The sequence below is a fragment of the Pseudomonas sp. ICMP22404 genome, from assembly GCF_006227205.1.
GTDB lineage: Bacteria > Pseudomonadota > Gammaproteobacteria > Pseudomonadales > Pseudomonadaceae > Aquipseudomonas.
Window position 1 is genome coordinate 52,718 of sequence record NZ_VCNG01000008.1, and the last position, 13,839, is coordinate 66,556.

The window sequence follows — 13,839 nt, forward strand, 5'->3', positions numbered from 1 at the left end:
GAGTCTCCAGCGAACACCGAGTTTGTGTCCGACCGAGAACCACTGTGGGAGCGAGCCTGCTCGCGATGGGGGGCCAACGGTTAGAGTGTCTTGTTCGAAGCCGGATTGATCATCCGCGCCAGCCCAAGGTTCTTCAGCGCCAGTTGCAACGAGCTATGGATGACCTGCGGATTATCGATGGTCATCACCTCCGCCAGCAGTTCCTGGGCCTTGCTGAGGTTGATCTGGCGCAGCATCCATTTCACTTTCGGCAGGTTGGTGGCGTTCATCGACAAGCTGTCGAAGCCCATCGCCATCAACAGGACCGCCGCTGCCGGATCGCCGGCCATTTCACCGCAGATACTCACCGGCTTGCCTTCGGCATGGGCGTCGCGCACCACGGTCTGCAAGGCTTGCAGCACGGCAGGGTGCAGGTAGTCGTACAGGTCGGCCACCCGTGGGTTGTTGCGGTCCACGGCCAGCAGGTACTGCGTCAGGTCGTTGGAGCCGACCGAGAGGAAGTCCACCTGCCGCGCCAGTTCCTTGGTCTGGTACACCGCTGCCGGGATCTCGATCATGACGCCAACCGGCGGCATCGGCACGTCGGTGCCTTCGTCGCGCACTTCGCCCCAGGCCCGGTGGATCAGGTGCAGGGCTTCTTCCAGCTCATGGGTGCCGGAGATCATCGGCAACAGGATGCGCAGGTTGTTCAGCCCTTCGCTGGCCTTGAGCATGGCTCGGGCCTGGACCAGGAAGATTTCCGGATGGTCGAGCGTCACGCGAATCCCGCGCCAGCCGAGGAAGGGGTTTTCTTCCTTGATCGGGAAATAGGACAAGGCCTTGTCGCCGCCGATGTCCAGGCTGCGCATGGTCACCGGTTGCGGATGGAACGCGGCCAGTTGCTCGCGGTAGATCGCCAGTTGTTCCTTTTCGCTGGGGAAGCGCTGGTTGATCATGAACGGCACTTCGGTGCGGTACAGGCCCACACCCTCGGCGCCGCGCTTCTGCGCCCGGGCCACGTCGGCCAGCAGGCCGGTGTTGACCCACAGCGGCATGCGATGGCCGTCGGGCGTCACGCAGGGCAGATCCCTCAGCGCATCCAGGCCCAGGGACAGTTGTTTCTCTTCCTCCACCACATCGGCGAACTGCTTGCGCAACACGTCGCTGGGGTTGGTATAGACCTCGCCATGGTAGCCGTCGACGATCATCTGGATGCCGTCGACCTTGGAGTACGGCAGGTCCACCAGGCCCATCACCGTGGGAATGCCCATGGCCCGGGCGAGGATCGCGACGTGGGAGTTGCCCGAACCCAGTACCGAGACCAGCCCCGCCAGCTTGCCCTCGGGCACCTCGCCGAGCATGGCCGGGGTCAGCTCCTCGCTGACCAGGATGGTGTTGTCGGGGTAGACCAGGGTCTGCTGGCGCTCCTGCTGCAAGTAGGCCAGCAGGCGACGGCCAAGGTCCTTGACGTCCGAGGCACGCTCGCGCAGGTAAGCGTCATCCATCAGTTCGAAACGGTTGACGTGGTCGGTCACCACCTGGCGCAACGCGCCCTGGGCCCATTGGCCAGTTTTGATGACCGTGGTCACTTCGCTGCCCAGGGAGGCGTCGTCGAGCATCATCAGGTAGACGTCGAACAGCGCGCGTTCTTCGGGGCGCAGCTGCGTCGCCAGTTTGGCCGACAGGGCCCGCATGTCGGCGCGCACCCCTTCGATGGCGGTCTTGAACAGCTTCAGCTCGGCATCGATGTCGCTGATGGCCTTGTCCGGCACCACATCCAGGTCGGCGGGCGGCAACATGACCACCGCCGTGCCCACGGCCGCGCCCGGAGAACCCGGCACGCCGACGAACTTGGCTTCCTGGATGCCCTTGCCCTGGCGGCCCAGGCCGCTGATCGAGCCGGTGGCCTCGGCGTGGGCGATCACCCCGGCCAGTTGCGCGCTCATGGTCACGAGGAAGGCTTCTTCACCCTCGTCGAACTGGCGACGCTCCTTTTGCTGTATGACCAACACGCCGACGACGCGGCGGTGGTGGATGATCGGTGCGCCGAGGAACGAGGCATAGCGCTCCTCGCCGGTTTCGGCGAAGTAGCGGTAGCGCGGGTGGTCCGCGGCGTTTTCGAGGTTCAGGGGCTCTTCGCGCGTGCCGACCAGGCCGACCAGACCTTCATTGGGTGCCATGCTGACCTTGCCGATCGAGCGCTTGTTCAAGCCCTCGGTGGCCATCAGCACGAAACGGTTGGTCTCGGGGTCCAGCAGGTAGACCGAGCAGACCTGGCTGCCCATGGCCTCTTTGACGCGCAACACAATAATCCCCAACGCCGCCTTGAGATCCTTGGCGGCGTTAACTTCCTGGACGATCTTGCGCAGCGTATTGAGCATGGCTCGGGGTCGAACTCCGTCGTCAGTCGCGCGTCAGCAGGCGCGGGGCAAGCTCTTTGAGAGCGCGTCGATACACCTCGCGCTTGAATGTCACCACCTGGCCCAGCGGATACCAATAGCTGACCCAGCGCCAGCCATCGAACTCCGGTTTACCGGTCAAATCCATCCGCACCCGCTGCTCGTTGGAGATCAGGCGCAGGAGAAACCATTTCTGCTTCTGGCCGATGCACAGCGGCTGGCTGTGCGTCCTGACCAGGCGTTGCGGCAAACGATAGCGCAACCAGCCTCGGGTGCAGGCGAGTATTTCAACATCTTCGCGCTCCAGCCCCACTTCTTCGTTCAACTCGCGGTACAAAGCCTCTTCCGGCGTCTCCTGGGGGTTGATCCCGCCTTGAGGAAACTGCCAGGCGTCTTGATTGATACGGCGAGCCCATAGCACCTGACCGGCATCATTCGTAAGAATGATCCCCACATTGGGTCGGAAACCATCGGGATCGATCACGGCAACAACCTCGCAAGCGCATGTCGCCGCATTGTTCCACAAAGGTTGTGAAAGCAGCAACGAGCCCGCCCAGGTTATGTGCACTCTTGTGAAAAGTCCGTATTCTGAGCACCTTTCTTCAGAAATTTCAGCGAGTAACTGCAATGCGGCTGGCCTTATTCGACCTGGACAACACACTGTTGGGTGGCGACAGCGATCACGCCTGGGGCGATTACCTGTGTGAGCGTGGCTTCCTGGACGCCGTCACGTACAAGGCGCGCAACGACGAGTTCTACCAGGATTACCTGGCCGGCAAGCTCGACAATGCCGAATACCTGAACTTTTGCCTGGAAATCCTCGGTCGTACCGAAATGGAAGTGCTGGCCCAATGGCATCTGGACTACATGCGCGATTGCATCGAGCCCATTGTGTTGCCCCAGGCCATCGAACTGTTGAAAAAGCACCGTGACGCCGGCGACAAACTGGTGATCATTACCGCCACCAACCGCTTCGTCACCGCCCCGATTGCCGAGCGCCTGGGGGTCGAAACCCTGATCGCCACCGAGTGCGAGGTGATCGATGGGCGCTACAGTGGGCGCAGCACCGACATTCCCTGCTTCCGCGAAGGCAAGGTGGCTCGCCTGAATCGCTGGCTGGAAGAAACCGGGTATTCCCTCGACGGCAGCTATTTCTACAGCGATTCGATGAACGACTTGCCGTTGCTGGAGGTGGTTTCGCGCCCGGTCGCCGTGGATCCGGACCCGAACCTGCGGGCTGAAGCCGAGAAACGCGGTTGGCCGGTGATCAGCCTGCGCGACTGACATCGCCATCGCGAGCAGGCTCGCTCCCACATTGGAATGCGTTTCCCCTGTGGGAGCGAGCCTGCTCGCGATGAAGCCGACTCGGTTCCGAGCCCTAAACCGGCTTGGCCCCCATCAACCCGGCAATGGCAATCAGGCAGACAAAACTGAACAGCGCCAAGGCCAAGGTAAAGGTGCCGTTGCCCGCCGTCGGCAGCTTGCGCCGCTTGTTCAGTCGCACCAACAGCCAGAACCCGGTCAGCGCCGCCAGGGTGTAGAGGATGCTGGAAGCCAGCAGCCAGGTCTGTCCCAATGGCCAGCCGACCTGGTGAACCATCCACCAGCCCGTGAAAGGCAGGCTCGCCAGGGAAAGCCCCATCACCAGCCAGACGAACACCCGCGGGCGTTGCAATACGCGGGCAGATGCCGTGGCGTCACCGTTGCGGCGTGTTCGCCAAACCCAGATGGCCAGCCCCACGGCGCCCACCAGCAGCAGGGCCGTGGCCAGGACGTGAGCGATCTTCAGCGCAGTCAACGTTTCCATTGTTCGATTTCCTTGAGCCGTGCCCAACAGCCTAGCTTGGCTTTGTTAACCCAGGAACAACTGGTATGCCGGGTTATCGCTTTCATCCCAATACGGGTAGCCGATCTCCTCCAGGGCTGCCGGCACCAGGTGGCGCTCGTCGTGGGGCACCTGCAAGCCGGCGACCACACGGCCGTCCGCCGCGCCATGGTTGCGATAGTGGAACATCGAAATATTCCAGCGTCCGCCCAGCTTGTTGAGAAAGTTGAACAGCGCGCCCGGACGCTCAGGGAATTCGAAGCGAAGCACCACCTCGTCGATGACGTGGGCCGCATGCCCGCCGACCATGTGGCGGATATGCAGCTTGGCCAGTTCGTTGTCAGTCAGGTCCAGTACCGGAAAACCTTGCTCGGTCAGGCTGGCGATCAGCGTGCTGCGTGGGTCGTTCTCCGGGTGCGTCTGCACGCCCACGAAGATGTGCGCCTCGCTGCCGGTGTTGTAGCGGTAGTTGAATTCGGTGATCTGACGCTTGCCCACGGCTTCGCAGAAGGCCTTGAAGCTGCCTGGTTGCTCGGGAATGGTCACCGCGATGATTGCTTCGCGGCCTTCGCCCAGTTCGGCGCGCTCGGCCACGTGGCGCAGGCGGTCGAAGTTGACGTTGGCACCGGAGTCGATGGCGACCAGGGTCTGGCCGCTGATGCCGCGTGACTCGACGTATTTCTTGATCCCGGCTACGCCCAGCGCGCCTGCAGGTTCGGTGATCGAGCGGGTATCGTCGTAGATATCCTTGATTGCCGCGCAGATCTCGTCGGTGCTGACGGTGATGACTTCATCCACGTGATGCTTGCAGATATCAAAGGTGTGCTGGCCGATCTGCGCCACGGCGACGCCGTCGGCAAACAGGCCGACGGTCGGCAACACCACCCGCTCGCCAGCGGCCATGGCGGCCTGCAGGCAGTTGGAGTCGTCGGGTTCGACACCGATGACCTTGATTTCGGGGCGCAGGTATTTCACGTAGGCCGCGATCCCGGCAATCAGCCCGCCACCGCCCACCGGAACGAAAATCGCGTCCAGGCGCCCCGGATGTTGACGCAGGATTTCCATCGCCACCGTGCCCTGCCCGGCAATGGTGTGGGGATCGTCGTAGGGATGGATATAGACGTAACCCTTTTCGTCGACCAGTTTCAGCGAGTAGGCCAGGGCCTCGGGGAACGAGTCGCCGTGCAACACCACTTTGCCGCCACGGGAGCGCACGCCTTCAACCTTGATTTCCGGGGTGGTCTTGGGCATCACGATGGTGGCTTTCACACCCAGGACCTTGGCGGCCAGGGCCAGGCCCTGGGCATGGTTGCCCGCCGACGCCGTGACCACGCCGCGTGAACGCTCTTCATCGCTGAGCTGGGTCAGCTTGTTGTAGGCCCCGCGAATCTTGAACGAGAACACCGGCTGCAAGTCTTCGCGCTTGAGCCAGATGCTGTTGCCCAGTCGCTCGGAAAGCTGGCGAGCGTTCTGCAGCGGGGTTTCTACGGCGACGTCGTAGACGCGCGAGGTGAGGATCTTTTTGACGTACTGTTCAAGCATCGGAAAGCATCACTGGGCGGGTTGGGCAGGGTCAAGGAGTCTAACCCGGCTTTTGGCCGGGCGACCACACGAATCCCGAGGTTTTGTTGGGTTATACTCGCGTCCCTCTTTACTCCCTGCCCGTTTTCGGAGCCCGCATGACCCAGGATCAACTCAAACAGGCCGTGGCCCAGGCCGCCGTCGACCTCATCCTCCCGAAACTGGATGACAAGAGCATCGTCGGGGTCGGCACCGGCTCCACGGCCAACTGCTTCATCGACGCGCTGGCGCAGCACAAGGGCGCCTTCGACGGGGCGGTTGCCAGCTCCGAAGCCACTGCTGCGCGGCTCAAGGGCCATGGGATCCCGGTGTATGAGCTCAACACCGTGAGCGACCTGGAGTTCTACATCGACGGCGCCGACGAAAGCGACGCGCACCTGAACCTGATCAAGGGCGGCGGCGCGGCCCTGACCCGCGAGAAGATCGTCGCGGCGGTGGCCAAGACCTTCATCTGCATCGCCGACGCCAGCAAACTGGTGCCGGTGCTTGGTGCGTTCCCGCTCCCGGTCGAGGTTATTCCGATGGCTCGCAGCCACGTGGCCCGCCAGTTGGTGAAGCTGGGCGGCGATCCGGTGTATCGCGAGGGTGTGCTGACCGATAACGGCAACATCATCCTGGATGTGCATAACCTGCAGATCACCAATCCGGCGGAGCTGGAAAGCCAGATCAACGCCATCGTTGGCGTGGTCACCAATGGTTTGTTCGCTGCCCGTCCGGCGGATGTGCTGCTGCTGGGCACGGCGGAAGGGGTGAAGACCCTGCGGGCCGAGTAAACAGGGAAAAAGCCCGGTCTTCTGATCGAAGCCGGGCCCCTGTGGGAGCGAGCCTGCTCGCGATAGCGGTTTCACATTCAACGCTGATGTGACGGGTGAATCGCTATCGCGAGCAGGCTCGCTCCCACATGGATTCATGGCAGGCCTGGTTCAAGGCTGCGCTTTCTTGAACACGTAGAACAGGTTCGGCTCGCTCACCAGGTACAGAGTGCCGTCATCGTCCATGGCGATGCCTTCGGCCTGGGGGACATTTTTTTGCAATCCCTGACGGCCTTTGCTCAAGGACAGTGTGCTCAGGGGCTTCCCGTCGATACCCAGCTCGATGATCAGTCGCGACTCATCGGACAGCGCCAGTAAATGGCCGCTGCGCTCATCGTATTGCAGGCTCGACAGGTCCCGCACGAACAGTCCGGCATCGCGCTTGGGGTTGTTGATGACGTGGACTGTGTAAGACTTTTCCGAATTGTGATGGGGAAAGCCCTGCACTTCATAAATCAGCATCGGATCGCGTTCCTTTGCTACGAACAGCCGCTTGCCTACTGAGTCGTAGGCCAGCCCTTCGAACCCTTTGTTCTTGCTCATGTGCACGCCGAGGGTCATTTGTTCGGCGTCGGCCGCGTCGAGGAACCGGGTGTCTTCGTCCAGGTGAATCTTGATCAGCCGCTGCTGGCGCTCGTCGCTGATGACGTAGATGTCCTCGCTGATGAACTCCACCGCTTCCGGATCACCGAAACCGATCAAGGCCACGCGGCGCAGGATCTTGCCGTCCAGTGACACTTCGATCAGTTCGGCATTCTTGTTGGTGACGGTGAACAGGCTCTTGCGTACTGGATCGAACGTCAGCGCCGACACGTCGTCGAGACCTTCGATTACCAGGGCCTCCATCGTGACCCGGTACTGGTCCAGGGCGATGGCCTGCTCGTTGGTGGGTTGCCAGAGGGTATTGAGGTTGAACCAGGCCCGTTCGAACAGGCGCAGGTACTGACCCGCCGCGATCAGCACGATCAGAGCGATTGCCAGTAGCATCAGGATCAAGGGTTTGGGGCGGGCAAGTCGACGCATGGGTGGGCTCGGGTAAGAACAGGTGGTTGGAAATACCACGACTGCCTGAACTGAAGCTTAATGGCCGTGTGCCACACCCTACAGCGAAGGAGGAACTGCCTTACAGAGTTGCTCTGTCAGCGTTGTTTCTCGAAACGATAGAACAGGTTCGGCTCGCTGACCATGTACACGTTGCCAGCTTCATCCATGGTGACGCCTTCGGCGCGCGGGATGGTGTTCTTCAGCCCGTTGAAGTCGCCCAGTAAGGTCATGAAACTGACTTGCTGGCCTTTTTCATCAAGCTCCAGCAAAAGATGAGAATCGGCCGAAAGTACCAGCATGTGACCGGTTCGGGGGTCGATCGCCAGGGCCGAGAGGTTGCGCAGGTCCAGTTCATCGCTGGTATGGATCTGTTTGTCACCCTTGAGCACCGGGGTGCCGTCGCTTTTCCAGGTGAACAATGCTGGCGGCCGTTCCTCGCCCAGTACCAGTTGCTGGTTGCGTGGGTCCCAGACAACCGCTTCGAACCCCTTGTTCTGGTTCTTTGAAGGGCCAAGGTCGTAGTGAGGGAAATCGCTCTCTTTCAATTCTCGGGTATCGGCATCGACGTGGACAATCGACAGTGTGTGGCTTCGCTCATCGGTGATGGCCAGGAGACCGTTCTCCATGAAGGAGACGCCTTCAGGGTTACTCCAGCCCACCAAAGGTATCTTGCGAAGCACATCACCCTGTAACGTCAGCTCCACCAGGAGCGGATTCTTTCCCATGACGGCAAACAAGGTCTTGGTCTGTGGGTTGTAGGTCACATCGGACGCTTCATCCTTCTCCATGCCAGGGAGCGGCTTGGCGTCGATCACAGCGGTGTAATCGGGTAGCCAGACGCTTTCCTGACGTTGAGCCGGGCTTTGAAAATGCTCCTTGACCCAAAGCAGACCCCGGTCGTCCCAATGCATCGCAAACGCCAATCCATAAGCGGCAGCCAGCGCCAACAGCGACCAGACATACCAGGGCAGGGCAAAGCGGGAGCGGCGGACGGAGGCGGCGTGGGGCAATGCTGGGGTCTTGGCCATCGATGATTGCGTTCCAGGAATTCGGGCAGGGGAATGGCTGGTTCAGATGCCACATTCGCCGGGATTATCCGGATGGCATGTGAAAAAAACGGTAAATCGTGGGGTGGATGCCTTCAAACCCTTGTGGGAGCGAGCCTGCTCGCGATCGCGGTGTGTCAGGCAACATCAATGTTGCAGGCAGACCGCGATCGCGAGCAGGCTCGCTCCCACAGAAAGGAGATGACGCAGCTGTCAGCAAACGGTGCTTTCGAAACGGCTCGCGCCCGGCAGCTCCAGCACCAGCTCATCCCCCACATTCAGCGGCCCGACGCCCGCCGGGGTGCCGGTGAGGATCACGTCGCCGGCCTGTAGCGAGAAGCAGCCGGCCATGTATTGGATCATCGGCACAATGGGGTTGAGCATCAGGCTGCTGTTGCCGTCCTGGCGCACTTCACCGTTGATGGTCAGGCGAACGGGGATATCGGCCAGATCGGTAAAGGTGGCGTTCGATACGAAGGGCGCAATCACGGCCGCGCCGTCGAATGACTTGGCAATTTCCCATGGCAGGCCCTTGGCCTTGAGCTCGGCCTGCTTGTCCCGAAGGGTCAGGTCCAGGGCCGGGGCGAAGCCGGAAATGGCATCGAGCACTTCTTCGACGCTTGGCCGGGTCGACAGCGGCTTGCCGATCAGTACGGCGATTTCCGCTTCGTAATGCACCGAGCCCCGCTCCACGGGAATACTGAAACTGCCTTCCAGCGGTACCACGCAACTGCCGGGCTTGATGAACAGCAAGGGTTCGGTGGGCACCGGGTTATCCAGTTCCTTTGCATGTTCGGCGTAGTTACGCCCAATGCACACCACTTTTCCGACCGGGAAGTGGATGCGGGTACCGTCGACATACTGGTGCTGATAGCTCATTACCGACTCCTGTTTTCTGAAACTCATCGGGTGTTTTGCATCACACCGCGAAAATTTTGCCTGGGTTCATGATGCCGTTCGGGTCGAATGTGGCCTTGATGGCTTTCATGTATTCGATTTCCACCGGTGAGCGACTATAGGTCAAGTAGTCGCGCTTGGTCATGCCCACGCCGTGTTCCGCCGAAATCGAGCCGTTGTACTTCTCGACGATTTCGAAAACCCATTTGTTCACGGTCGCACATTTAGCGAAGAACTCATCCTTGCCCAGGTTGTCCGGCTTGAGGATATTCAGGTGCAAGTTGCCGTCGCCGATGTGGCCGTACCAGACCACTTCGAAGTCCGGGTAGTGTTTGCCGACGATCGCGTCGATTTCCTTGAGAAACTCCGGGACTTTCGAGACGGTTACCGAGATGTCGTTCTTGTACGGCGTCCAGTGGGAGATGGTTTCGGAGATGTACTCACGCAGTTTCCACAGATTCTGCAGCTGGGTTTCGCTCTGGCTCATCACGCCATCCAATACCCAGCCTTGCTCCACGCAATGCTCGAAGGTTTCCAGGGCCTGATTGGCGACTGCTTCGGTGGTGGCTTCGAATTCCAGCAGGGCGTAGAACGGGCAGTCGGTTTCGAAGGGCGCGGGTACGTCGCCACGGCCCATGATCTTGGCCAAGGCCTTGTCGGAGAAAAACTCGAAGGCCGTCAGGTCGAGTTTTCCCTGGAAGGCGTGGAGCACTGGCATGATCGAATCGAAGTCCGGCGTGCCGAGCACCATCGCCGTGAGATTTTTCGGCGCCCGATCCAGGCGCATGGTGGCCTCGACCACGAAACCGAGGGTGCCTTCGGCGCCGATGAACAGTTGCCGCAGGTCATAGCCGGTGGCGTTCTTGATCAGGTCCTTGTTCAGTTCCAGCAGGTCGCCCTTACCGGTGACGACTTTCATCCCGGCTACCCAGTTACGGGTCATGCCATAGCGAATCACCTTGATCCCGCCGGCATTGGTGCCGATATTGCCGCCAATCTGGCTGGAACCGGCCGAAGCGAAGTCCACCGGGTAGTACAGCCCATGCTCTGCGGCCTTGTTCTGTAGCTGCTCGGTGATCACGCCCGGCTGGCAGACGGCGGTGCGGTCGGTGAGGTTCACCTCGAGAATCCGGTTCATGTAGTCGAATGACACGACCACTTCGCCGTTGGCCGCCACGGCTGCGGCGGAAAGCCCGGTGCGCCCGCCCGATGGCACCAGGGCAACCCTGCGTTCATTGGCCCAGCGCACGATGGCCTGGACCTGTTCGATGGTCTTTGGGAAGACGATGGCGCTCGGCGCCGGGGCGAAGTGTCGCGTCCAATCCCTGCCATAGGCTTGCAGGGAGTCGGCATCGGTCAGGACCTTGCCAGGCTCGACGAGGGTCTTGAGCTCTTCTATCAGGGCAGAATGGGTCATCGACAAAACTCTCGAACAATTCATGGTCACCCTGAGAACGCTTCATGTCGCAGAATGAGTGTTTGCAGGTCGCATATGCTAGCATACCGCCCCCGTAGAACAGTGCCGAAGGTCGTTCTGCGGCGACGGCCATCACGCCGGTCGGGCCAGCATGCGCGGTCCGATTCCCTGCCATTTTTTCCGGGACACAGGTTTACGCAGATGAGCAAGACTTCTCTCGATAAGAGCAAGATCAGGTTCCTTCTCCTCGAAGGCGTCCACCAATCGGCTGTCGACGTCCTCAAGTCGGCGGGCTATACCAGTATCGAGTACATCACCAGTTCTCTGCCGGAAGCCCAGCTCAAGGAAAAGATCGCCGATGCTCATTTCATCGGCATTCGCTCCCGCACTCAATTGACCGAAGAGATCTTTGACCACGCCAAGAAACTGGTGGCGGTCGGCTGTTTCTGCATCGGCACCAACCAGGTTGACCTCGACGCGGCTCGCGAGCGCGGTATCGCGGTGTTCAACGCACCGTACTCCAACACCCGTTCCGTTGCCGAACTGGTGCTGGCCGAAGCCATCCTGCTGTTGCGCGGCATCCCCGAGAAAAACGCTTCCTGCCACCGTGGCGGCTGGATCAAGAGCGCGGCCAACTCCTTCGAAATCCGTGGCAAGAAGCTGGGTATCGTCGGTTATGGCTCGATCGGCACCCAGTTGTCGGTCCTGGCCGAAGGCTTGGGGATGCAGGTGTTCTTCTACGACACCGTGACCAAGCTGCCACTGGGCAACGCCACCCAGGTCAACGATCTGCATGAGTTGCTGGGCATGTCCGACATCGTGACCCTGCACGTGCCGGAAACCGCAGCGACCCAGTGGATGATCGGCGAGAAAGAAATCCGCGCCATCAAGAAGGGCGGGATCCTGATCAACGCCGCCCGCGGTACGGTGGTCAAGCTCGACGCCCTGGCCGACGCGATCAAGGACAAGCACCTGATCGGCGCTGCCATCGACGTGTTCCCGGTGGAGCCGCGCTCCAACGACGATATCTTCGAAAGCCCGCTGCGTGGCCTGGACAACGTGATCCTGACCCCGCACATCGGCGGTTCCACGGCTGAAGCCCAGGCCAACATCGGTCTGGAAGTGGCGGAAAAACTGGTCAAGTACAGCGACAACGGTACTTCGGTATCGTCCGTGAACTTCCCGGAAGTGGCCTTGCCGGCGCACCCTGGCAAACACCGCCTGCTGCACATCCACGAAAACATCCCGGGTGTGATGAGCGAGATCAACAAGGTCTTCGCGGAAAACGGCATCAACATTTCCGGTCAGTTCCTGCAGACCAACGAGAAAGTCGGCTACGTCGTGATCGACGTCGACGCCGAATACTCGGACCTGGCGCAAGAGAAGCTGCAGCACATCAAGGGCACCATCCGGTCCCGCGTGTTGTTCTAAAGAGCAGTGGCGAGCTGTTAGCTTCAAGTGGCATGTAATGAAAAAACGGGAGTCCATAAGGACTCCCGTTTTTTATGGCTGACATAAACCTGTGGGAGCGAGCCTGCTCGCTCCCACAGAGGTTATTTACTGTCAGCCAATCACGTTTATTTCACGTTTACGGTGATCTTTTCGGAGACAATCGGCGGATCGAACGGTACATGGCTGAAGTCGCCCAGCTCCAGCTGCAAGGTGTGCTTGCCGGGCGCCAGCTTGATGGTGGCTTCGGTCTGCGCCTTGCCGAAGTGCATGTGGTTGGCATCGACCGGTATCGCCGTACCGGCGGCAGGCAGTTTGTCGACGTCGATCAGCAGGTGGTGATGTCCGGTGTTTTTTGTCGTATTACCCACCGGCGCCAGCGCAATGCCCTCGACGCCGAACCTGACCTTGAATTCCTGGGAGACGGTGGCGCCATCGGCTGGGGACACGATAAATACTTTTGCGCCTTCAGGCGCAGGCGTTGCTGCCGCCAGCATCGACGTTCCCAGCAACAGGCCTGCTAAAAATACACGTGACATAAAGCTTTTCATTTTTTTCTCCAGTTTTTCCGCGAAATCCTATTGGTCGTGACAACTTCATGACCAATCGTTGTCGAAGCCTGCAACAACCATAGCAAAGCGAGCCTGAAACGAGCGTCGCTTGTACAAATACCAAGGAGTGACCATGCGTTTCCTGCCTGGCCTGATCTGCCTGCTACCCCTCTTGAGCCCTTTGGCCCATGCCGAACTGATCGACGACATCAACGACCGTGGCGAACTGCGCATCGCCCTCGAAGCCAATGCCGCCCCCTTCAACTTCAAGGAAGACGGCAAGCTCACCGGTTTCGAAGTGGAACTGGGCCAGATGCTGGCCAATGAACTCGATGTACGCGCCGACTTTGTGGTCACCGATGCCGCGGATCTGCTGAGCGGCGTGGAAAGCGGCAAGTACGACGTCGCCATCAACCACATAGCAATGACCCCGGAACTGGCGGAACGTTTCGACACCAGTGCCGCTTACAGCCACCCGGATGCGCAATTGTTGGCGAAGAAGGAGGACACACCGCGCCCGCTCATGATGGCGCAGTCTTTCCAACCGGAAGAAAAGAGCGGTCCGGCACCGAGCCTGGTGATTCCGTTCCAGAAGGGCAACCCGGCGTTCAAGGCCAGCGTGGACAACGCCCTGGCGCGTATCAAGGATGATGGGAGGCTGGAGCAGTTGTCGCAGAAGTGGTTGGGTAAGCAGCAGTGACAGGTTATTAAAGAGTCAGGCGCGGTCTTTGTGGCGAGGGGATTTATCCCCGCTGGGGTGCGAAGCGCCCCCCATACTACCGAAACCGATCAACCTGACAGTTCGAGGCATTAGCTTTTAGGGCTGCTTCGCACCCCAG

At 60.4% G+C, this 13,839-nt stretch carries 13 protein-coding genes; 4 read left to right on the plus strand and 9 right to left on the minus strand.

Going from position 1 to position 13,839, the window contains the following annotated elements; translation table 11 throughout:
* Positions 1–80: 80 nt before the first annotated feature.
* Both ptsP and FGE05_RS15355 read right to left on the minus strand, forming a co-directional pair.
* A complete protein-coding gene (gene ptsP, locus FGE05_RS15350) occupies positions 81–2,360 on the minus strand; it encodes a phosphoenolpyruvate--protein phosphotransferase (RefSeq protein WP_139646209.1) in 2,280 nt (759 codons plus the stop codon).
* 22 nt (positions 2,361–2,382) lie between these two features.
* On the minus strand, positions 2,383–2,862 hold the full coding sequence (locus FGE05_RS15355) for an RNA pyrophosphohydrolase (RefSeq protein ID WP_003186867.1): 480 nt from the start codon (positions 2,860–2,862) through the stop codon (positions 2,383–2,385).
* 143 nt (positions 2,863–3,005) lie between these two features.
* On the opposite strand from FGE05_RS15355, the gene FGE05_RS15360 reads away from it, so the two are divergent.
* On the plus strand, positions 3,006–3,662 hold the full coding sequence (locus FGE05_RS15360; RefSeq protein WP_139646211.1) for an HAD family phosphatase: 657 nt from the start codon (positions 3,006–3,008) through the stop codon (positions 3,660–3,662).
* A 94-nt stretch (positions 3,663–3,756) separates the two neighbouring features.
* On the opposite strand, the gene FGE05_RS15365 is transcribed toward FGE05_RS15360, so the two are convergent.
* Both FGE05_RS15365 and ilvA read right to left on the minus strand, forming a co-directional pair.
* Positions 3,757–4,185, minus strand: coding sequence for a DUF2269 domain-containing protein (locus FGE05_RS15365; RefSeq protein ID WP_139646212.1), 429 nt, complete (start codon positions 4,183–4,185; stop codon positions 3,757–3,759).
* 45 nt (positions 4,186–4,230) lie between these two features.
* On the minus strand, positions 4,231–5,745 hold the full coding sequence (gene ilvA, locus FGE05_RS15370) for a threonine ammonia-lyase, biosynthetic (protein ID WP_139646215.1): 1,515 nt from the start codon (positions 5,743–5,745) through the stop codon (positions 4,231–4,233).
* A 137-nt stretch (positions 5,746–5,882) separates the two neighbouring features.
* On the opposite strand from ilvA, the gene rpiA reads away from it, so the two are divergent.
* A complete protein-coding gene (gene rpiA, locus FGE05_RS15375; protein WP_053193096.1) occupies positions 5,883–6,557 on the plus strand; it encodes a ribose-5-phosphate isomerase RpiA in 675 nt (224 codons plus the stop codon).
* Positions 6,558–6,707: 150 nt separating this feature from the next.
* Here rpiA and FGE05_RS15380 read toward each other — a convergent pair whose 3' ends face one another.
* The 4 genes from FGE05_RS15380 to FGE05_RS15395 form a co-directional block, all read right to left on the minus strand.
* Positions 6,708–7,619: an SdiA-regulated domain-containing protein gene (locus tag FGE05_RS15380; RefSeq protein WP_139646217.1), complete on the minus strand. Its 912-nt coding sequence runs from the start codon at positions 7,617–7,619 to the stop codon at positions 6,708–6,710.
* A gap of 116 nt (positions 7,620–7,735) precedes the next feature.
* Positions 7,736–8,668 carry an SdiA-regulated domain-containing protein gene (locus FGE05_RS15385; RefSeq protein WP_139646219.1) on the minus strand — a complete coding sequence of 311 codons (933 nt, stop codon included), beginning with the start codon at positions 8,666–8,668 and terminating at the stop codon, positions 7,736–7,738.
* 231 nt (positions 8,669–8,899) lie between these two features.
* Complete coding sequence (locus FGE05_RS15390) at positions 8,900–9,565, minus strand: fumarylacetoacetate hydrolase family protein (RefSeq protein WP_139646221.1); 666 nt, start codon at positions 9,563–9,565, stop codon at positions 8,900–8,902.
* A gap of 40 nt (positions 9,566–9,605) precedes the next feature.
* Positions 9,606–11,000 carry an FAD-binding oxidoreductase gene (locus FGE05_RS15395; RefSeq protein WP_139646224.1) on the minus strand — a complete coding sequence of 465 codons (1,395 nt, stop codon included), beginning with the start codon at positions 10,998–11,000 and terminating at the stop codon, positions 9,606–9,608.
* A 201-nt stretch (positions 11,001–11,201) separates the two neighbouring features.
* Between FGE05_RS15395 and serA the strand changes: the two genes are divergently transcribed.
* Positions 11,202–12,431 carry a phosphoglycerate dehydrogenase gene (gene serA, locus FGE05_RS15405; protein ID WP_139646226.1) on the plus strand — a complete coding sequence of 410 codons (1,230 nt, stop codon included), beginning with the start codon at positions 11,202–11,204 and terminating at the stop codon, positions 12,429–12,431.
* A gap of 146 nt (positions 12,432–12,577) precedes the next feature.
* Here serA and FGE05_RS15410 read toward each other — a convergent pair whose 3' ends face one another.
* Positions 12,578–13,000: a DUF4399 domain-containing protein gene (locus tag FGE05_RS15410; RefSeq protein ID WP_139646228.1), complete on the minus strand. Its 423-nt coding sequence runs from the start codon at positions 12,998–13,000 to the stop codon at positions 12,578–12,580.
* 133 nt (positions 13,001–13,133) lie between these two features.
* On the opposite strand from FGE05_RS15410, the gene FGE05_RS15415 reads away from it, so the two are divergent.
* Positions 13,134–13,700 (plus strand): transporter substrate-binding domain-containing protein, encoded by a 567-nt coding sequence (locus tag FGE05_RS15415; RefSeq protein ID WP_139646230.1) that lies wholly within the window; start codon positions 13,134–13,136, stop codon positions 13,698–13,700.
* Positions 13,701–13,839 lie beyond the last annotated feature (139 nt).